This window comes from Paraburkholderia bryophila, assembly GCF_013409255.1.
GTDB lineage: Bacteria > Pseudomonadota > Gammaproteobacteria > Burkholderiales > Burkholderiaceae > Paraburkholderia.
Genome location: NZ_JACCAS010000002.1, coordinates 361784 through 380288, shown reverse-complemented (window position 1 = coordinate 380288; position 18505 = coordinate 361784). Strand labels below are relative to the sequence as shown.

Below are 18505 nucleotides of genomic sequence, written 5' to 3'. Positions count from 1 at the left end.
GATGACCGAAGCCACCACGTCCGCACAGACACTGAAACCGGCGCGCCTGCTGGCCGATTCGCCGCCGCGCTTTCCGAACGAGAGCGCGGCCTATCGTAGTGCGCGCAACGATTTGCTAGCCGAAGAAATCGAATTGCGCCGCCATATCGAACGGGTCGCCGTGCAACGCCGCGCGCTGCCTCCGGGCGGCGTCGTATCGGAGGACTATCGCTTCGACGGTGAAGCGGGGCCCGTGACCTTATCCGGCCTGTTCGGCGCGCACGACACGCTCGTCACCTATAACTGGATGTTCGGTCCGCAACGCGCGCGGCCTTGTCCGATGTGCACGTCGCTGCTGAGCGCGTACGACGGCGAAATGCCCGACATCCTGCAGCGCGTGGCGTTCGTCGTGATCGGCCGGGCGCCGATCGAGAAGCTCGTCGCGTTCAAGCAGGAGCGAGGCTGGCGGCATTTGCGGCTGGTTTCGTCGGGAGGTAATACGTTCAATCGCGACTACGCGGCGGAAGATCCCGCAGGTGACGATAACCCGGCGTTCAACGTGTTCACGCGCGCCGCGGATGGCACGGTGCGGCACTTCTGGGCGGAGGAAATGGGACCGTCGACCGCCGATCCCGGGCAGGACCCGCGCGGCGCGCCCGACGTGATGCCGATCTGGACCGTGCTCGATATGACGCCGGGCGGACGGGGAAGCGATTGGTATCCGAAGCTGGAGTATCCGGCGCCGCCGGGTTAGCCGCAGTTCGGGGCAGGCCGCAAGATATGCGGTCGCGCGCGCACTCGCAATACGCAACACTCGCAAAGTGCAGCAGTCGCAAGGCGCAACCGCAAACCGCCACCCAACTAAGTCTGCCCCTCAACCGCATAACCCTGTCCGAGCGCCGTCTGCAAATACGCGGCGATGGCGCTCGCCCGCATCGGCCGGCTGAACAGATAACCCTGCACGGCGCGCGCGCCGAGCGCGGTCACGACGGCGGCTTGCGACGACGTTTCCAACCCTTCCACGACGCATTCGAGCCCAAGATTGCGGCACAAATCGAGCACCGACTTGACGATCTTTTTCGACGCGCTGTTCGTATCCACATCCGTCATGAAACTACGATCGATCTTGATCGTATCGAACGGCAGCCGGTGCACATAGCTCAGGCTCGAATACCCTGTGCCGAAGTCATCCAGCGACACACGGCAACCGGCTTTCTTGATCATGGTCAGCGAAGCGCGCGCCTGTTCGAAATCGCGCGTCACGGCCGTTTCCGTAATTTCGAACGACACACGGTGCGGTGGCACGCCGCTCGCCTGCACGATGTCGATCAGACGACGCGCGCGCGCCGACGTGCAGATATCGATCGCGGACAGGTTGAACGACAGATAAAGTTCGGCGGGCCAGCGCGCGGCCTCGTCGAGCGCTTTGTGCAACAGCACTTCGGTGATACGCAGAATCAGTTCGGTACGCTCGGCGATCCGAATGAATTCCTCCGGCTTGACCGCGCCGAGCCGCGCGTTGTGCCAGCGTCCCAGTGCTTCGAGCCCGATCGTGCGCTGCGAGATCACGTCGTAGATCGGCTGAAACTCCAGAAACAGTTCCGAGTCGAGATCCGCGTGGCGGAGTTCCTGAGTCACGAGACTCGAGCGGCGAATCCGCGTTTCATGTTCGGTCGAGAAAATCACCGGCGTGCCGCGGCGGCTTTCCTTGCCGACGTACAGCGCCGCGTCGGCGCGTTCGAACACCTGCGCGACCGTGGTGCCGGCTTCGGGAAACGCGGCCCAGCCGATCGTGCCCGACAGTTCCGCGACATTGCCGGCCACCCGGTACGGCTGGCTCAGCGTGTCGCAAATGCGCTGCCCCAATTCGACCAGCGTTTCGTTCGATTGTTTGTGCTGCGCGAGCACGCCGAATTCGTCGCCGCCGAGTCGCGCGAAAAAGATGCCGGGTTCGGCCAGCGCCAGCAGACGCACGCCCACTTCCTGCAACACGAGATCGCCGCTTGCATGGCCGTAGATATCGTTGACCTGCTTGAAACCGTCGAGATCGATCAGACCCACGTTGAAGCCACTGCCGCCGCTGCCGAGCGCCTGTTCGGACAGCGCGCGCAACGACGCGAAGAAACTGCGCCGGTTGGGCAGGTCGGTCAGACTGTCGATGCTCGCGAGCCGGAAGTTGTCGTCGCTCAAACGCTGGGTTTTCTGCTGGCTCGCGAGCAATTCGCTTTGCGCGTGAACCACGCCGGTAAACGTCTGGTAATACAGCTCGACGATAAACGCGAGGGCAATGCCGACGAGCGTCATGTCGATCGCCATCGCGATGAACACCGGCGAGCCGGTGAACACCATGAAGGTCGCGAAGCTTAGGATCACGATCGACAACACCAGCAAAGCCGCCGCGCGCAGATGCATCAGACAGAACACACCGCCCAGCACGGTGGTCGCGATATAGAACGCGACGTGCGCCTGTTGATACGCGGTGCCGTACGGAAACAGCAGCAGCGACCAGGTGCTGAACGCAATGCCGAAAATGCCCGACAGCCAGATCAGCTTGCGTAACTCGGGCACGGCCTTGTCGTGAGTCAGCACGCGGTGCCGAGCACGCCACCAGCGCACGCAACGAATCACGCACAGCGCGCAGAGGGCGATCGGCGCATAGATGGACAACCAGGCCGGCGCGCAATTCACGTGGGTGATCGCGACGGCCATGGTGTTGACCAGCAGGATGAAATAGAGCAACGGGATCTGTCGGCCGAACGCCTGGAGCTGCGAGCGCACGAGCTCCGGGTCGCCTTCCGCGACAGATAGCGCCTCCCTCAATCTGGCTAGTCGAACCATTCCCGTCCTTTTAACGTTTGCGCCGCCAACGCAGCTTTGTATATCGGCAGGACCGGGGCAAGCTTGAGGGCGATTAACGCAGAAATAAATCCGTTGCGGTAACTCCGACCTGCCGAATGCGGGCGATATGTCAATTGTGCCGCCCGTCGATTAATGCATATTGATTGGGCTTGCCGACGTCGAACCGGTAGCTGTAACGAACCTCGCGCAGCCGGTTGCGCCGGCCGTAGCGGCTGTGCAGGGCGCCAGGACGAGCCGTGCGGATGTTGCAATATGGCGAAATTTCATTTTTTTATTCTCCCGAATTCTTTACCGCCGGGCGCTGCCACCGGCTCTCGCCGTGTTTCAGGCGATCCACCATAACATAGTAAAAAAGCCCGTCGAGATCGGCTTGTGTCGCGCTAAAGCACTGAAATTGCAACGGTTTGTGATTCGGATTTAACGCTTGGCGGACGCGAGAATCACGTAACCGCACGATTCTTATGGCACTTTGCCGAAAAAAATCGTCAAATTGCCGCTGGGCGGGTGATACAAGGCTTACACCCAAGGTTTGCGTGAATATGCGCCTATGCGTTAGTGTGTCGGTCCCGGCGCAACAGATGTGGCGCCGGTTCCATGATTACCATACGGGAAGTGCTATGAACAAACAGGAACTGATTGATGCAGTCGCCGCAGCGACGGGCGAAAGCAAAGCGGCCACCGGCCAAACCATCGACGCAATCGTCGAAGCGGTGACCAAAGCCGTGGTGGGTGGCGATACGGTGCAACTGGTCGGTTTCGGTTCTTTCTCGACCGGCGCGCGCGCAGCTCGCGTGGGCCGCAATCCGTCGACGGGCGCTGAGATCCAGATCGCAGCGGCCAAGACGGTGAAGTTCACCGCAGGCAAGGCTTTCAAGGAAGCTGTCAACGCGTCGTAATGCAACGCGCTTCGCGCCGGAGTTTTGCGCGCGCGCAGTCTTTGCGCGTGACTAGCGAAACATCGGGCGTGAGGAATCACGCGCTGCCCAACCCTCGGTGAGATCAACCATCGGTGGCTGGTGCGGCGCGTGGGTTTTGTCGTCAGCCCGTGTTGTTAGTCCCGGTCGTCAGCCCGCGCGACGCTTGCGGGTGGCGGCGGCCAATGTTTCCAGTACCGGTTCGGTTTGCGTCCAGCTCACGCACGCATCCGTGATCGACACGCCGTAACGCAGCGGCACCCCGGCTTTCAGATCCTGACGGCCTTCTTCCAGATGACTTTCCAGCATCACGCCGATAATGCGGCGCTCATGCTGCGTCAATTGTTGCGCCAGATTTTCCACCACATCCAGTTGACGCAAATGCGATTTGCCGGAGTTCGCGTGCGAACAGTCGACCATCACCTGCTCACGCAGGCCTGCTGATTTGAGCGCGGCACACGTCGATTCCACCGACGCGCTGTCGTAATTCGGTCCCTGCTTGCCGCCGCGCAAGATCACATGCGCGTCGTCGTTGCCGCGGGTTTCGAAGATCGCGGCCATGCCCATTTTCGTCATGCCCATGAACGCGTGGCTCGCGCGCGCGGCGACGATCGCGTCCGCGGCGATCTGCACGCCGCCGTCGGTGCCGTTCTTGAAACCGATCGGGCAGCTTAAGCCCGAAGCGAGTTGCCGATGGCTCTGGCTCTCCGTCGTGCGCGCGCCGATCGCGCCCCACGCGATCAGATCGGCAATATATTGCGGGCTCAGCAGGTCGAGGAACTCGGTGCCCGTCGGCAAGCCGAGACCGTTGATGTCGAGCAGCAATTGCCGCGCGAGTCGCAGGCCTTCGTTGATGCGGAAGCTGCCGTCCAGACGCGGATCGTTGATATAGCCTTTCCAGCCTACCGTGGTGCGCGGTTTTTCGAAGTAGACGCGCATCACGATCAGCAGATCGTCCTTGTACGACTCGGCGGCGTGCTTCAGCTTGCGGGCGTATTCGATGGCCTGATCGTGATCGTGAATCGAACACGGACCGACGATCAGCACGAGCCGGTCGTCGCGGCCGTGCAGAATGTCGGCGATTTCCGCGCGGGTCTTTTCGACGAGTGTTTGCACCGAAGGGGGCACCGGCAATTCGTCTTGCAGCAGCGCGGGGGAAATCAGCGGACGGACCGCGCCGATGCGCGTGTCGTCGATTCGCGTGGTGTCCTGGGTGGCGTCGGCCGAGCCGACTTCCTGATCGTGCAGGGGATTGTCGAGGGCGCTCAAGATATTCTCCCGGACCGGGTGAGGCGACAGCCTCAGGGCCTGTGTATGTGAGTGGGGGCGGATTCGCTGCCGGGATTATGACACTCGCGCATGACGGCCAGCATGCGAGTCTGGACGCGGGCCATGACACGGGCCAGAGAGTGGCCATGACGGGCCATGACGCCGCCCGCTCAGAGTCGTTCGATCAGCGCCATGGCGGCGGCCGGATTGCGTTCCTTGAAGCCGCTGATCACGTACAGATAGACGTCGCGGGCGGCGATTTTCGATGGCGGCTCGGCGCAAGTGTCCAGATCGTCCGGCGTCGTGCCCGCAGCAAGTTCACGCGCGCGTTCGGCCCAGACGTCGAGCGATTTCGTGGCGTAGCCGTTGGCGTGTTTGTCGGTGGTGCCCATGATGCGGGCGTAGACGAACGGCGCGGTGAGGTCCGCGATCTGCGGGTAGTCGCTGTCGCCGGCCAGCACGACGGCGACTTTGTATTGACGAGCGAGCGCGATGAATTCCGGCGTCTTGAAGCTGTCGTTGCGGACCTCGATGGCGTGCCGCAGCGATTGTCCTTCAATGCTCGCGGGCAGCAGTTTCAGAAAGGCCTCGAAGTCTTCGGGGTCGAATTTCTTGGTCGTCGCGAATTGCCAGTTGATCGGGCCGAGTTTCTGTTTGAGCAACAGCACGCCGCTCGCGAAAAAACGCTCGATGGTCTCGCTGGCATCCGCGAGTACTTTGCGATTGGTCGCGTAACGCGGGGCTTTGAGCGAAAAGACGAAATCGTCCGGGGTTTCCTGAAACCACTTCTCGTAGCTCGATGGCTTTTGCAAACCATAAAACGTGCCGTTGATTTCAATCGACGTGAGGTGCCGGCTCGCGTAATCGAGTTCGCGGCTTTGCGTGAGATCCGAGGGGTAGAACGGCCCGCGCCATGGCGCGTAGGTCCAGCCGCCGATGCCGACGCGGATGCTGGCGGTCGCGCTGGTTTTAGCGGCTTTGGCGGGCTTCGCAGGGCTTGCAGGTTGAGTGGGCTTGGCAGGGCTTGCGGGTTTTGCAGGCTTTGCAGGCTTTGCAGGCTTTGCAGGCTTTGCGGATTTAGCGGGTTTTGCTTCAGGCACGTGGACGCTCCTTCAGGCTTCAACTCGGAAGCCGTAGATTAGCGTTTTTCGCCGCCGCCTCGAACCTGCGGTTCGCCTCCGCCACTTCCACCCGGAACTGCTGCAACGCGCTAACCGCCAGATCCTGCGGCGTGAGCGCGGCCCACAACACGTCGATCAACTGATCGGCGGTCGCGTCGATGTCGATATGCCGGTTCGCCAGCGTGGCGTCCCACAGTACGTGTTCCATCGGCCCGAACACCATCGAGCGCAGCAGGCGCAGCGGCATGTCGGCGCGAATCTGTCCGCTCTCCTGGCCCTGCGCGAGGACGCGCATCAACGGGGCGGTGTAGCGGCGCTGCAGCTCGGTGAGCGCCTCGCTCAACTCGTGATGCCGCGCGCGCCCTTCGGACAGCACCAGCGCGCACAGATCGGTGCCGTTCACCAGCATCAGCCGTAAATGCGTACGCACGATGAACGCGAACTGCTGACGCACGTTGCCGTCGCGCGGCAGGCCGGATTCGATCGCCTCGATGATCTCGTCGTACCAGTCGCCGATCACCCGCGCGCACAGCTCGCGCTTGCCGCGAAAGTAGCTGAACACGGTCGCCTCGGAAATGCCGAGGCGTTGCGCGATCTCCGCGGTCGTGGCGCGCTCGTAGCCTTTCTCGGAGAACACGTCGCGCCCCGCCTGAAGAATCTCCTTCACGCGCTGCTGCGACTTGCGCCCGGCCGGCTGGCGGCGCGAGGCGGGTAACTCGGCCTTCAGGGCAACCGTCATATGAGTCAAGTTCAGATTTGGGAGGCGGAGGCGGCCGGAAGCACGGCCGGAACGCAGGCCGGATCAGCCTGTCTGCACCGATCCTATCACGACACGCCCGCTTCGGATGCGCGCCGGATCATTTCTGAGTGACACTCAAAAATACCTATTGACGCTTACGTCAATCTAGCGTGAAATGCGGCTTGAACGTTTCGCGCCTCGTGCGTGACGACAGGGGCGGCTCACAAGGCCGCCGCCGTCCGCCGAGCCGCACTCGGTTCGCCGTCAGTCTGACCAGGCTGACCGGCCGCCAACGAACTCTGGAGACACCGCAATGCGCAACCTGCCCGGTTTGCAATTCCCGCTCGGCGAAGAAATCGAAATGCTGCGTGACAGCATCGCGGGATTCGCTGCCAAAGAAATCGCTCCGCGCGCAGCGGAAATCGATCGCACGGACCAGTTTCCCATGGACCTGTGGCGCAAATTCGGCGATCTGGGCGTGCTGGGCATGACGGTCTCGGAAGAATACGGCGGCGCGAACATGGGCTACACCGCCCACATGATCGCGATGGAAGAAATCTCGCGGGCGTCGGCGTCGGTCGGCTTGTCGTACGGCGCGCATTCGAATCTGTGCGTCAACCAGATTCACCGCAACGGCACCACCGCGCAAAAAGAAAAATACCTGCCCAAGCTGGTCTCCGGCGAACACGTCGGCGCGCTCGCCATGAGCGAGCCGAACGCCGGCTCGGACGTGGTCAGCATGAAGCTGCGCGCGGAAAAGAAGGGCGACCACTACGTGCTGAACGGCACCAAGATGTGGATCACCAACGGCCCGGATTGCGACACGCTGGTCGTCTACGCCAAGACCGATCCCGAAGCGAATTCGCGCGGCATTACCGCGTTTATCGTCGAGAAGGGCATGAAGGGTTTCTCGGTCGCGCAGAAGCTCGACAAGCTCGGCATGCGTGGCTCGCACACCGGCGAACTGGTGTTCGAGAACGTCGAAGTACCGGAAGAAAATATTCTCGGTCAGCTCAACGGCGGCGTGAAGGTGCTGATGAGCGGTCTCGACTACGAACGCGCGGTGCTCGCGGGCGGCCCGACCGGCATCATGGTCGCGGTCATGGACGAGGTCGTGCCGTATATCCACGACCGCAAGCAGTTCGGTCAATCCATCGGCGAATTCCAATTGATTCAGGGCAAGGTGGCCGATCTGTACACCACGTTGCAGGCGTGCCGCGCGTATCTGTACGCGGTGGGCCGTCAGCTCGACACGCTCGGCGCAGAACACGTGCGCCAGATGCGCAAGGATTGCGCCGGTGTGATTCTCTACACCGCCGAAAAAGCCACGTGGATGGCCGGCGAAGCGATCCAGATTCTCGGTGGCAACGGCTATATCAACGAGTATCCGGTCGGTCGTTTGTGGCGCGACGCGAAGCTCTATGAAATCGGCGCGGGCACGAGCGAAATCCGCCGCATGTTGATCGGCCGCGAGCTGTTTGCCGAGACGGCTTGAGCGTGAACCCTTCAGGAGAAACCACGCAATGCCGATCATCGAATCAAAGCTGAATCCGCGCTCGGACGACTTCCGCGCCAACGCGGCGGCGCTCGAAGCGCTCGTCGCCGATCTTCGCGCGAAGATCGACAAGCTCGCGCTGGGCGGCGGCCAGGCCGCACGCGACAAACACACGGGCCGCGGCAAACTGCTGCCACGCGACCGCATCGCGCAACTGCTCGATCCGGGCACGCCGTTTCTCGAGTTCTCGCAGCTCGCCGCGTACGAGATGTACAACAACGACGCGCCGGGTGCGGGCGTGATCACCGGCATCGGCCGGATCGCGGGGCAGGAGTGCGTGATCGTCTGTAACGACGCCACGGTCAAAGGCGGCACCTACTATCCCGTCACCGTGAAAAAGCACGTGCGGGCCCAGGAAGTCGCCGCGGAAAATCATCTGCCGTGCGTGTATCTGGTCGACTCCGGCGGCGCGAATCTGCCGAATCAGGACGACGTGTTCCCCGATCGCGATCACTTCGGCCGCATCTTCTTCAACCAGGCAAATCTGTCGGCGGCGGGTATTCCGCAGATCGCCGTGGTGATGGGCTCGTGCACGGCGGGCGGCGCGTATGTGCCGGCCATGAGCGACGAGTCGATCATCGTCAAGAATCAGGGGACGATTTTTCTCGGCGGCCCGCCGCTCGTGAAAGCCGCCACCGGTGAAGTGGTGAGCGCGGAAGACCTCGGCGGCGGCGACGTGCATACGCGCCTCTCAGGCGTGGTCGATCATCTCGCGCAGAACGACGCGCATGCGTTGGGGATCGCGCGCAGCATCGTCGGCAATCTGAATCGCGTGAAGCAGGTGCCGGTCGCGTTGCAGGAACCGAAGCCGCCGCGCTACGACGTGAAGAGCCTGTACGGCGTGATTCCGGTCGACACGCGCAAGCCGTTCGATATCCGCGAAGTGATCGCGCGGATCGTCGACGATTCCGCTTTCGACGAATTCAAGGCGCGCTACGGCACCACGCTGGTCTGCGGTTTCGCGCATATCTGGGGGCACCCGGTCGGCATCATCGCGAACAACGGCATTCTGTTTTCCGAGTCGGCGCTCAAGGGCGCGCACTTTATCGAACTGTGCTGCCAGCGCAAGATTCCGCTGGTGTTCCTGCAGAACATCACCGGTTTCATGGTGGGCCGCAAATACGAAAACGAAGGCATCGCGCGTAACGGCGCGAAGATGGTGACGGCCGTGGCTACGGCGAAGGTGCCGAAGTTCACGGTGATCATCGGCGGGTCGTTCGGCGCGGGCAATTACGGCATGTGCGGTCGTGCGTATTCGCCGCGCTTCCTGTGGATGTGGCCGAACGCGCGCATCTCGGTGATGGGCGGCGAGCAGGCGGCGTCGGTGCTGGCCACGGTCAAGCGCGACGGCATCGAAGGCAAGGGCGGCGCATGGAGCGCCGAAGAAGAGGAAGCATTCAAGCAGCCGATTCGCGACCAGTACGAACATCAGGGCCACCCGTACTACGCTAGCGCGCGGTTGTGGGACGACGGCGTGATCGATCCGGCGCAAACGCGCGACGTGCTCGGTCTCGGTCTGTCCGCCAGCATGAACGCACCGATCGAAGAAACGCGTTTCGGCGTGTTCAGAATGTGACGCGCGCACAGCACAGTCACGCAACCCCGCGCAGGAGCCACGATGCAATACGAAACGCTGACGCTTGAAGTGTCCGCCCAGATCGCCACGGTCACGCTGAATCGCCCGGACGTGCGCAACGCGTTCAACGAAACGATGATCGCCGAGATCACCTCGGCCTTCACGTCGCTGCACACGCGCGACGACGTGCGCGCGGTGGTGCTCGCCGCGAACGGCAAGGCCTTCTGCGCGGGCGCCGACCTGAACTGGATGAAGAAAATGGCCGGTTACTCGGACGACGAGAACCGCGCCGACGCAATGTTGCTGGCGAACATGCTGGCGTCGATCTATCGCTGCAACAAGCCGGTGATCGCGCGCGTGAACGGCGACGCGTACGCGGGCGGTATGGGCCTGATTTCGGCGTGCGATATCGTGGTGGCGGTGGAGAGCGCGCGTTTCTGTCTTTCTGAAGCGCGTCTCGGCCTGATTCCCGCAACCATCGCGCCGTATGTGATTCGCGCGTTGGGCGAGCAGGCCTCGCGCCGCTACTTCACGACCGCCGAGCAGTTCGATTGCGCGACGGCGTTGCGTCTCGGTCTGGTCAGCGAAGCGGTGAGCGCGGAGCAACTGGACGCGACCGTGCAGCAGATCGCCGGCACGCTCTGCGCGAACGGACCGCAAGCGGTGCGCGCGTGCAAGCAGCTCGTGCAGGACATCGCGGGCCGCGAGTTGAACGACGCGCTGATCGAAGACACGGCGGCGCGCATCGCGCGCACGCGGGCTGGTGCGGAAGGCCGCGAAGGCGTCGCGTCGTTCCTCGAAAAACGCACGCCGTCCTGGCGCGATTGAAACAGCACGAACGTGTGAGCGCCGCATCTTCTCCAGGGCGCCGCACGGCTCTGACCAGAACAACAGCCCCGAACAACGGCACACTTCATCGAGACATTTCATGTTCAACAAGATCCTGATAGCCAACCGCGGCGAGATTGCGTGCCGCGTCGCCGCGACCTGCAAGCGGCTCGGCATTGCGAGCGTGGCGGTCTATTCCGATGCGGACGCCGACGCGAAACACGTGGCCGCCTGCGATGAGGCGGTGCATATCGGCGGATCGAGCGCGAAAGAAAGCTATCTGCGCGTCGAGCGCATTATCGAAGCCGCGCGCGCCACCGGTGCGCAAGCGGTGCATCCGGGCTACGGCTTCCTGTCGGAAAACGAAGACTTCGCGCAGCAGTGCGAGGCGGCCGGGATCGTCTTCATCGGACCGCCGGTCGCGGCGATTGCCGCGATGGGTTCGAAGGCCGCCGCGAAGGCGCTGATGCATGCGGCGGCCGTGCCGCTCGTGCCGGGCTATCACGGCGACGATCAGGACCCGCCGTTGCTGCACCGTGAGGCGGATGCGATCGGCTATCCGGTGCTGCTGAAGGCAAGCGCCGGCGGCGGCGGCAAGGGCATGCGCGTGGTCGAACGCAGCGAGGATTTCGTGGCGGCATTGGCGTCGTGCAAGCGCGAGGCTGCGAGCAGCTTCGGCAACGATCGCGTGCTGATCGAAAAGTATCTGACGCGGCCGCGTCACGTGGAAGTGCAGGTGTTCGCGGATCGCCATGGCGGCGCGGTGTATCTGTTCGATCGCGATTGCTCGGTGCAGCGGCGTCACCAGAAGGTGCTGGAAGAAGCGCCGGCGCCGGGTCTCTCTGCTGAAATCAAACGCGAGATGGGCGAGGCGGCGGTGGCCGCGGCGCGCGCGGTGAATTACGTCGGCGCGGGCACGGTCGAGTTCATCATGACCGCCAGCGGCGATTTCTACTTCATGGAAATGAACACGCGCCTGCAGGTCGAGCATCCGGTGACCGAAATGGTGACGGGGCAGGACCTGGTGGAATGGCAACTGCGCGTCGCCGGCGACGAACCGCTGCCGCTCACGCAGGAACAACTCAAGCTCGACGGCCACGCGATCGAAGCGCGAATCTACGCGGAACATCCGGCGCGCGGCTTTTTGCCGTCGACGGGTACGCTCAAACATCTGCGCATGCCGGAAGGCGTGGAGTTCGTGATCGGCATGGGCGAGCCGGGACGCAAGGCGCCGGTGCGGATCGACAGCGGCGTGCGCGAAGGCGACACCATCACGCCGTTCTACGATCCGATGATCGCCAAGCTGATCGTGCATGGCGCCACGCGCGAGGAAGCCTTGGCGCGCATGAGCCGCGCGCTGCACGCGTGCGAAGTGGTCGGCCCGCATACCAACGTCGAGTTCCTGCAGCGCATTGTCACGAGCGAACCGTTCGCCACGGGCGATCTGGATACCGGCTTGATCGAGCGTCATCACGACGCGTTGTTCGCGCCGGTGAAGAAGCCGTTCAAGGAAGCGCTGGCGCTCGCCTGCGCGGCGCTGCTGACGCGCGAAGGCGGCACATCCCATGGCGCGTCGCCGTGGGACGCGTTGTCGCATTGGCGGCTGAATAGCGGCTACACGCAGACGCTCGGCTGGCGCAATCTCGACGACGAAAGCGCGTTCACCGTCACGTTCGCTCGCGACGGCGACACGCAAACGCTGGAACACGACGGCGTGAGTGAGGGCTTCAGTTGGTCGGCCTGCGCGGGCGAGCACGAGTTCCGCGCGACTATCGGCGATGCACGGGCAACTGGCCGCGTGTTCGTGGATGGCGATACGTTCCACGTGTTCTGCCTCGGCGAAACGCTGGCGTTCGAGTGGCAGAACCTGCTCGCGCATGCCGCGGATGCGGAAGGTGGCGAAGGCCGTCTGACCGCGCCGATGCCGGGCAAGGTGATCGCGGTGCTGGTCGAACCGGGCACGGTGGTGGAGAAGGGCACACCGCTGATCGTGATGGAAGCGATGAAGATGGAGCACACGATCGGCGCGCCGGCGGCGGGAACGGTGTCGGAAGTGTTGTATGCAGTGGGCGATCAGGTGGCCGACGGCGCGCAGCTTCTGGTGCTGGACGTGAAGTCGGCGTAACGCTCAGGTGTAAAACTCAGGCGAGGCGCGGATAGCCGGCGGCGCGCGCTTCGTCTTCGAGTTGCTCGATGCGTGCGTAGTCGGCGAGCGTCAGCGTGGAAAAGCCCTGCAAACGCAGGCGTTTTACGCGTTCTGGCTGGGTGGCGAGCGTGTCGTTCAACGCGTCGCGCAGGGCTTCGATAGTCTGCGACGGCACGGTATTCGACGCGATCAACGGAAGTCCCGGCGACGGCGCCGTCAAGCCGATCCGGCGCATTTGCCGCGCGAGTTCCGGCATTTCATCGGCGATAAACGCGAACGTCACGCAGTCGATCGCGGCGACGTCCGCGCGATTTTCCGCAACCGCACGCAACGATCCGAGATGCGAACCGGTCCGCACGACCGCGCTGAAAAATGCGCCGCCTTGCGCGAGCGGCGCGACGGCGTGGCGAAATACGTTCATACCGCTATTCGAGTCGTCCTGGTTGTAGGCGGCACGCGCGTCTCGGCAGGCGGCCAGCGTGTCGAACGGCGCGTCGGCGCGAGTCACCAGCACGCTCGAATAGTCCGCGCCTTCGCAACCCGGCGCGTCGTAACGCGGCGTGGCGATCAACTGAACCTGCTTGTGCAAGCCATGCATCAGCGGATAGCCGCAGGTCTGCGAGATCAGCAGATTGGGGCGGCGCCAGAAGCCGTGCAATTCTTCGTCGGGTTCGACGATGCGGCAGGCGGGTTTGACCCGCAGCAACACGTCGGCCAGCCACTCGCGCCATTCGAAGGCGAGAGCGGGCGTGACGTTATACATCGGCAGGGCGGCGATCCAGGTCATGAGCGCGATTCTGGCACAGCTAATGTCTGACCATTCGGAATTCGTCGAGGCCGAGCCGCACCGCCTCGGTCGGTCTGAACGTCCATTTGTGTGCCGCGACGGACAGGATTTCCTGCTGCGCGTCTTCGAACGCGATCAGCAGGTCCTGCTTGCGCTTGCTGGCCGCGCCGCAGAAGGTGATCAGCGCCTCGGCGCTGACTTCGAAGATCTGCACGCGATCATCGCAGCAGACCCGGAACGCGACCGTCGCGCATTCCGTGACACAGGGCCGGAACCCTTCATCGACATAGACCGACATGGCGACCTCCCCACACACGCCTGAGGTGTCAGGATGACAAATCGTAAGGCGAAGGTATGTGGGGGAACCGGCATTTGGGGTGAATTGGAGGCGATTGACGCAGGTGCGATCCAGTTCGCTAAGCGCGAGCGGATATTTGCACGCGTCGAAGCCTCTTCGATCTAGTCGCGGCGGGGTTTGCGGGCTGGATCTTCGCCCAGGTTTCTCAAACGTGCCCGTAAGCGCCGGTTGTCGGCGAACAATCCGGCAAAGGCCAGAACGAACAGCAGCAGATAGAACCACTGGCCCGAGTAGTGAATGAGTCCCCACGCAGCGCCGGCACAGGCGAGGGCCGCTAGCAGAAGCGCTGCTTTGTCGTGAATCCACTTCATGCTGTCACCCGCTGGCGCGCTCTCAGTGCAAATGCAAAGAGCGCGAGTTTAATTGACAAATAGCGAAAATCGTCGCCATTGACAGTCAGACAATGAAGTTAATGCGGCCCGCATGCCAGCCCAGGCAGTTGTCTGCGATTCAGTCGAGAATTTTCCTGACGCTCAATCGATCGCACTGACAATGCGGATTGTTATTGGAAACGTCGCTACCGAATTCGCGATTTATCCGAACGCGGGAACATCAATCAAACTTAACCAGGTCCTGAAAAATAAGCCGCCCCCACGTGCGGCCTCGCGCCTGAACAAGTAACCCACCTTCGCCGATCTTCCCCAGTTCGATCGGCGCGAAGCCGAGCCGCTCGGCGAGCGCCGCCACCGACGCGCTGGCCGCATCGTCGTCGCTGGAAACAAACACGACTCGTCGGCTGCCTGCGGGTGTTGTCGGCCCTTGCGCCAGCGTCGCTGCCGCCACATGGTTGAAGGCCTTCACCACCTTCGCCCCCGGAAACGCTTTCGCCACAGCGGCAGTGGAGGGCAGCCCGTCCAGCTCTTCCGGCGGCACGCCGAATGCGTTGGTGGCGTCGATCACGATCTTCCCTTGCCAGTTGTCGGCCATCCGCCCGATGTCGCTATGAACGGCGAAAGGAACGGCGAGGATGACGACATCGGCCTTAACGGCGTCCTCAATAGGCTTGGGCACGAGCGACGCCCCGATCTGCGCCGCGAGCGCGTCCACCGGTCGCCGACCTGCCACGATGACTTCGATTCCCTGTTGGGCAAATGCGTGAGCGATGGCCGTACCGATCTTGCCAAGCCCGATGATTGCGTAGCTCATTGATCTCTCCATGAATAAGTGGTCGGCTCGCTCAAACCTGCCCGACGCCACCGTCGTGCATCAGATCCGCGCCGGTCATATAGGAACTCTGGTCGGACGCGAGAAAGACCGCCGCGTTAGCCATTTCGTCGGGCTGCGCGAGTCGCCTGATCGGGATCATGCTCAGGTACATCTTCACCAGCGCTTCGCGGTCTTCCGGCGTGGTGCCTTGCGAATCGAGCATCGGCGTGTCGGTAACGCCCGGACTCAGCGTGTTCACGCGAATGCCGCGATCCTTGAATTCCGCTGCCCACGTGCGCGCATAGGAACGCAACGCCGCTTTCGTCGCCGCGTAGGTCGTATGACCCGGAATACCCATCACGTGCATCGCCGACGAAACCAGTACGATCGATCCGCCACGCGTCATGAGCGGCAATAACTTCTGCACCAGAAACACGGGGCTGCGAGCGTTGAGATCGAACGTCCGGTCGAAATGCTCGGGCGTGAGCGTATCGATCGAAGCCTGCTCCACCAGCGCCGCATTCGACACGACGATATCGACGACACCTCGTTCGCGCTTGACCGCCGCCACGACCCGGTCTAGATCGTCGAGCTTCGTCGCGTCGGCCTGAATCGCGGTGACGTTGCGGCCGATCCGTTCGACGGCCTCGTCGAGCTGCGCTTGCCGACGGCCGAAAATCACCACATGAGCACCTTCGGCGACGAAGCGCCGGGCAATCGCCAGACCGATACCGGTCGTGCCGCCGCTGATCACGGCGATCTTGTCGTTGAGAGAGGACATGAGACACCTTCTGTGTGTTCGTGAATGTTGAGATCATCGTAGTGGCAGGTCCCCGCATTGATAATCAGCGGGTTGTTCATAAGGTTTATTCTTCGAGAGAATTAATCGAGGAGAAGGCCACGATGGACCGGTTTCAGGAATTGAATGCCTTCATCGCCGTCGTCGAAGCGGGCGGTTTTTCCGCTGCGGCGCGCAGAACCGGCGACTCACAGTCCGCGATCAGCAAGTCCATCGGCGCGCTGGAGAAACGCCTCGGCGTGATGCTCTTCAACCGAAGCACACGCAGCGTGACGCTGACCGATCAGGGGCAGCGTTACTACGACCGCACGAAGCCGCTGGTCGACGAGATGGATGAGGCCGATAGCGAACTGAGCAGCAGCACGCTGGAGGTCTCGGGTCCAATCAGGATCGCGGTCGCCTCGACCTTCGGCCGTCTTCATGTGCTGCCGCTCATCCCCGAGCTGTTGTCGCTCAATCCCGGCCTTCAGGTCGATCTGATTCTTTCCGACTTCGTGCGGGACATGGTGGACGATCGAATCGATCTGGCGATCCGGGTGGGCCGGGTCGACGATCCTGATGCGGTCGTCAAGCGCGTGGCCAGCACGCCGCTCGTTTGCGTCGGCTCGCGTCGCTACTTCGAGCAACACGGCATCCCCAAAACGCCCGCCGAACTCACCGATCACAATTGCCTGTTATATGGCGGTCTGCTGGAGTCGGCGAATTGGCCGTTTGTCGGACCGGAAGGTCGATTCAGTGTGTCCGTGCGCGGCAACCTCTCGTCGAACAGTGTCGAAACGATCCGCGCGGGTGTGTTGGCCGGTGTGGGAATCGGTCTGTTCGCGAAGCTCTCGCTCGCCGATGAACTCCGGCACCCGGACGTGATTTCGATTCTCGACGACTTCATCGGCGACGTCAGAGACGTTAGTCTCGTGTGGCCGAAGCGCCGGTTCGTACCGGCACGCGTGCGCCGCGCGACGGAATTCTTTGCCGTGGCGCTCCCAGCGCGTATTTAGACGAGCTCGCGTGCCACGACCGCACGTCGATCGCAATCCGATACCAAATGGCACAAGATCATGCAATCTTCCGCGGGCTCCGGTTCCGTATGCTTTCTGCGCTGCGACCCACTCTCGCTGGCATACCCGAACGGAGCCGGGCAGGGCTGCCGATCCGGCGTGCGAGTTGAAACCGTATTGAACAAGGGGCGATGTTTGCGCTTTTGAAACTTGTGACACAATAAAACGTCAGGATCGCCGCAGGACACGGGCGTTCAGTGTGGTTAACCTGGGCACGGCAGTAAGCACTGCAGGTATGGCTCGTACGGGAGGCGCACATGGTCACCAGTTTCGCATCACACAGGGCAGCGGCGCGACAGTTCTCGCGGGTCGGTCTGTCGACCTGCCATGCACAACCTTCGGCGTCCGGCTATCGGCATCAACGGAGCCTTGCTCGTGGATAACGCCGTGGCTCAGAACCTGCTGCCGTCGCTGGCCCGTTCGAAGTTGATCTCCATCGACGAGATCCTGAGCGCGCGCCCCCAGCGGCCGATTGCCACCACCCGCGAGCGCGGCTGGAGTGGCGTGACGGCCGATCTTCACCGTCCGTACTTCGGTTGCGCCGAGCGCCACGCGGGCCTTGATCATCATCTGATCTGCTATTGCCCGTCGGGCAGCGCGAAACTGATTCAGAGCCGCGCCGGCGTCGTTCATGCGAGCGTCATTACGGCCGGCACGTCCTATATCATGCCCGCCGGCTACGAGTCGGCGTGGGAAGGCGATTCGGGTTTGTCAGCGCGGTTGCGCGTGCCGACCTCGCTGGTCGACTCGGCGGCGGAGCAACTGGGTCAGCGGCCGGGCCAGGTGGAAATCCGCAATGTGTTTCAGGTGCGCGATGCCGTGATCGAGTGCCTCGCGCAGACGCTGCTCGTGGAAATGGACCGGCCGGCGCATCCGGTTCAGGTGTTGATCGTCGACGCATTATCGACCGCGCTGGCCGCCCATATGCTGCGCGGCTACAACGCATTCGAACTGGTGGAGGTCTCGCCGGAGCGTTCGCTCTGCAAGCTCGAAATCGCGCGCCTCACTGAATTCATCGAAGACAATCTCGATCGCACGATCAGTCTCGAAGATCTGGCCTCGGTCGTGAACATGAGCCGGTTCCATTTCAGCCGGCTGTTCAAACGCAGCACCGGCAGTACGGCGATCAGCTTCGTCGAGCAGTGTCGGATTCGCCGGGCTCAATCGCTGATTACCGACACCGACCGGCCGCTCGCGGAGATTGCGTTGACGGTGGGCTTTGTCGATCAGAGCCATTTCACGCGGCGATTCCATCGGCATGTCGGCTGTACGCCTGCGGTGTTTGCGCGCGAGCAGGGACGACGACGCTCGGGGCTGCGCTCGGCGCAGTCCATCGGCAAGCGCGAGCAATAACCGTTCGCGCGAATCGCCAAC

Annotated in this window: 17 protein-coding genes; 8 read left to right on the top strand and 9 right to left on the bottom strand. The window is 62.8% G+C overall.

The window, feature by feature from the left end; all coding sequences use genetic code 11:
- The first annotated feature begins 1 nt into the window (after nucleotide 1).
- Nucleotides 2-733, top strand: coding sequence for a DUF899 family protein (locus GGD40_RS22990; protein WP_179712752.1), 732 nt, complete (start codon nucleotides 2-4; stop codon nucleotides 731-733).
- 107 nt (nucleotides 734-840) lie between these two features.
- On the opposite strand, the gene GGD40_RS22985 is transcribed toward GGD40_RS22990, so the two are convergent.
- Nucleotides 841-2817, bottom strand: coding sequence for a putative bifunctional diguanylate cyclase/phosphodiesterase (locus tag GGD40_RS22985; protein ID WP_179745205.1), 1977 nt, complete (start codon nucleotides 2815-2817; stop codon nucleotides 841-843).
- A 638-nt stretch (nucleotides 2818-3455) separates the two neighbouring features.
- On the opposite strand from GGD40_RS22985, the gene GGD40_RS22980 reads away from it, so the two are divergent.
- Nucleotides 3456-3734: an HU family DNA-binding protein gene (locus GGD40_RS22980; protein ID WP_006049832.1), complete on the top strand. Its 279-nt coding sequence runs from the start codon at nucleotides 3456-3458 to the stop codon at nucleotides 3732-3734.
- A 168-nt stretch (nucleotides 3735-3902) separates the two neighbouring features.
- Here the strand turns inward: GGD40_RS22980 and GGD40_RS22975 are convergent, their stop codons facing one another.
- The 3 genes from GGD40_RS22975 to GGD40_RS22965 all read right to left on the bottom strand — a co-directional run bounded on the left by GGD40_RS22975 (nucleotide 3903) and on the right by GGD40_RS22965 (nucleotide 6881).
- Nucleotides 3903-5021: a 3-deoxy-7-phosphoheptulonate synthase gene (locus tag GGD40_RS22975; RefSeq protein ID WP_179745204.1), complete on the bottom strand. Its 1119-nt coding sequence runs from the start codon at nucleotides 5019-5021 to the stop codon at nucleotides 3903-3905.
- A gap of 170 nt (nucleotides 5022-5191) precedes the next feature.
- Nucleotides 5192-5971 (bottom strand): DUF72 domain-containing protein, encoded by a 780-nt coding sequence (locus tag GGD40_RS22970; protein WP_373565416.1) that lies wholly within the window; start codon nucleotides 5969-5971, stop codon nucleotides 5192-5194.
- A gap of 169 nt (nucleotides 5972-6140) precedes the next feature.
- Nucleotides 6141-6881 carry a TetR/AcrR family transcriptional regulator gene (locus GGD40_RS22965; RefSeq protein ID WP_179745202.1) on the bottom strand — a complete coding sequence of 247 codons (741 nt, stop codon included), beginning with the start codon at nucleotides 6879-6881 and terminating at the stop codon, nucleotides 6141-6143.
- A 313-nt stretch (nucleotides 6882-7194) separates the two neighbouring features.
- Between GGD40_RS22965 and GGD40_RS22960 the strand changes: the two genes are divergently transcribed.
- From GGD40_RS22960 to GGD40_RS22945, 4 genes are all read left to right on the top strand, one after another.
- A complete protein-coding gene (locus GGD40_RS22960) occupies nucleotides 7195-8376 on the top strand; it encodes an isovaleryl-CoA dehydrogenase (RefSeq protein WP_179745201.1) in 1182 nt (393 codons plus the stop codon).
- A 28-nt stretch (nucleotides 8377-8404) separates the two neighbouring features.
- Nucleotides 8405-10012 carry a carboxyl transferase domain-containing protein gene (locus tag GGD40_RS22955; RefSeq protein WP_179745200.1) on the top strand — a complete coding sequence of 536 codons (1608 nt, stop codon included), beginning with the start codon at nucleotides 8405-8407 and terminating at the stop codon, nucleotides 10010-10012.
- A gap of 42 nt (nucleotides 10013-10054) precedes the next feature.
- Nucleotides 10055-10840, top strand: a complete 786-nt coding sequence (locus tag GGD40_RS22950; RefSeq protein ID WP_179745199.1) for an enoyl-CoA hydratase/isomerase family protein — start codon at nucleotides 10055-10057, stop codon at nucleotides 10838-10840.
- 100 nt (nucleotides 10841-10940) lie between these two features.
- The gene (locus GGD40_RS22945) at nucleotides 10941-12965 is read left to right on the top strand and encodes an acetyl/propionyl/methylcrotonyl-CoA carboxylase subunit alpha (RefSeq protein WP_179745198.1); all 2025 of its coding nucleotides are present in this window, start codon (nucleotides 10941-10943) and stop codon (nucleotides 12963-12965) included.
- Nucleotides 12966-12981: 16 nt separating this feature from the next.
- Here GGD40_RS22945 and GGD40_RS22940 read toward each other — a convergent pair whose 3' ends face one another.
- The 5 genes from GGD40_RS22940 to GGD40_RS22920 form a co-directional block, all read right to left on the bottom strand.
- Nucleotides 12982-13773, bottom strand: coding sequence for a phosphate/phosphite/phosphonate ABC transporter substrate-binding protein (locus GGD40_RS22940; RefSeq protein ID WP_179745197.1), 792 nt, complete (start codon nucleotides 13771-13773; stop codon nucleotides 12982-12984).
- A gap of 19 nt (nucleotides 13774-13792) precedes the next feature.
- A complete protein-coding gene (locus GGD40_RS22935; RefSeq protein ID WP_035558165.1) occupies nucleotides 13793-14071 on the bottom strand; it encodes a DUF1488 family protein in 279 nt (92 codons plus the stop codon).
- A 161-nt stretch (nucleotides 14072-14232) separates the two neighbouring features.
- On the bottom strand, nucleotides 14233-14442 hold the full coding sequence (locus GGD40_RS22930) for a hypothetical protein (RefSeq protein WP_179745196.1): 210 nt from the start codon (nucleotides 14440-14442) through the stop codon (nucleotides 14233-14235).
- A 241-nt stretch (nucleotides 14443-14683) separates the two neighbouring features.
- A complete protein-coding gene (locus GGD40_RS22925; RefSeq protein WP_179745195.1) occupies nucleotides 14684-15277 on the bottom strand; it encodes an NADPH-dependent F420 reductase in 594 nt (197 codons plus the stop codon).
- 31 nt (nucleotides 15278-15308) lie between these two features.
- A complete protein-coding gene (locus GGD40_RS22920; protein WP_179745194.1) occupies nucleotides 15309-16058 on the bottom strand; it encodes an SDR family NAD(P)-dependent oxidoreductase in 750 nt (249 codons plus the stop codon).
- Between the two features lie 122 nt (nucleotides 16059-16180).
- Between GGD40_RS22920 and GGD40_RS22915 the strand changes: the two genes are divergently transcribed.
- Nucleotides 16181-17071 (top strand): LysR family transcriptional regulator, encoded by an 891-nt coding sequence (locus GGD40_RS22915; RefSeq protein ID WP_179745193.1) that lies wholly within the window; start codon nucleotides 16181-16183, stop codon nucleotides 17069-17071.
- A gap of 387 nt (nucleotides 17072-17458) precedes the next feature.
- Nucleotides 17459-18484 (top strand): AraC family transcriptional regulator, encoded by a 1026-nt coding sequence (locus GGD40_RS22910; RefSeq protein ID WP_179712778.1) that lies wholly within the window; start codon nucleotides 17459-17461, stop codon nucleotides 18482-18484.
- The last annotated feature ends 21 nt before the right edge of the window (nucleotides 18485-18505 follow it).

Bases quoted from the DNA above. Each gene is read 5' to 3' on its own strand.
- GGD40_RS22950 (WP_179745199.1), top strand. From the start codon at position 10,055: ATGCAATACGAAACGCTGACGCTTGAAGTGTCCGCCCAGATCGCCACG.
- GGD40_RS22920 (WP_179745194.1), bottom strand. From the start codon at position 16,058: ATGTCCTCTCTCAACGACAAGATCGCCGTGATCAGCGGCGGCACGACC.
- GGD40_RS22930 (WP_179745196.1), bottom strand. From the start codon at position 14,442: ATGAAGTGGATTCACGACAAAGCAGCGCTTCTGCTAGCGGCCCTCGCC.
- GGD40_RS22910 (WP_179712778.1), top strand. From the start codon at position 17,459: ATGCACAACCTTCGGCGTCCGGCTATCGGCATCAACGGAGCCTTGCTC.
- GGD40_RS22965 (WP_179745202.1), bottom strand. From the start codon at position 6,881: ATGACGGTTGCCCTGAAGGCCGAGTTACCCGCCTCGCGCCGCCAGCCG.
- GGD40_RS22960 (WP_179745201.1), top strand. From the start codon at position 7,195: ATGCGCAACCTGCCCGGTTTGCAATTCCCGCTCGGCGAAGAAATCGAA.
- GGD40_RS22955 (WP_179745200.1), top strand. From the start codon at position 8,405: ATGCCGATCATCGAATCAAAGCTGAATCCGCGCTCGGACGACTTCCGC.
- GGD40_RS22925 (WP_179745195.1), bottom strand. From the start codon at position 15,277: ATGAGCTACGCAATCATCGGGCTTGGCAAGATCGGTACGGCCATCGCT.
- GGD40_RS22980 (WP_006049832.1), top strand. From the start codon at position 3,456: ATGAACAAACAGGAACTGATTGATGCAGTCGCCGCAGCGACGGGCGAA.
- GGD40_RS22935 (WP_035558165.1), bottom strand. From the start codon at position 14,071: ATGTCGGTCTATGTCGATGAAGGGTTCCGGCCCTGTGTCACGGAATGC.
- GGD40_RS22990 (WP_179712752.1), top strand. From the start codon at position 2: ATGACCGAAGCCACCACGTCCGCACAGACACTGAAACCGGCGCGCCTG.
- GGD40_RS22985 (WP_179745205.1), bottom strand. From the start codon at position 2,817: ATGGTTCGACTAGCCAGATTGAGGGAGGCGCTATCTGTCGCGGAAGGC.
- GGD40_RS22915 (WP_179745193.1), top strand. From the start codon at position 16,181: ATGGACCGGTTTCAGGAATTGAATGCCTTCATCGCCGTCGTCGAAGCG.
- GGD40_RS22945 (WP_179745198.1), top strand. From the start codon at position 10,941: ATGTTCAACAAGATCCTGATAGCCAACCGCGGCGAGATTGCGTGCCGC.
- GGD40_RS22940 (WP_179745197.1), bottom strand. From the start codon at position 13,773: ATGACCTGGATCGCCGCCCTGCCGATGTATAACGTCACGCCCGCTCTC.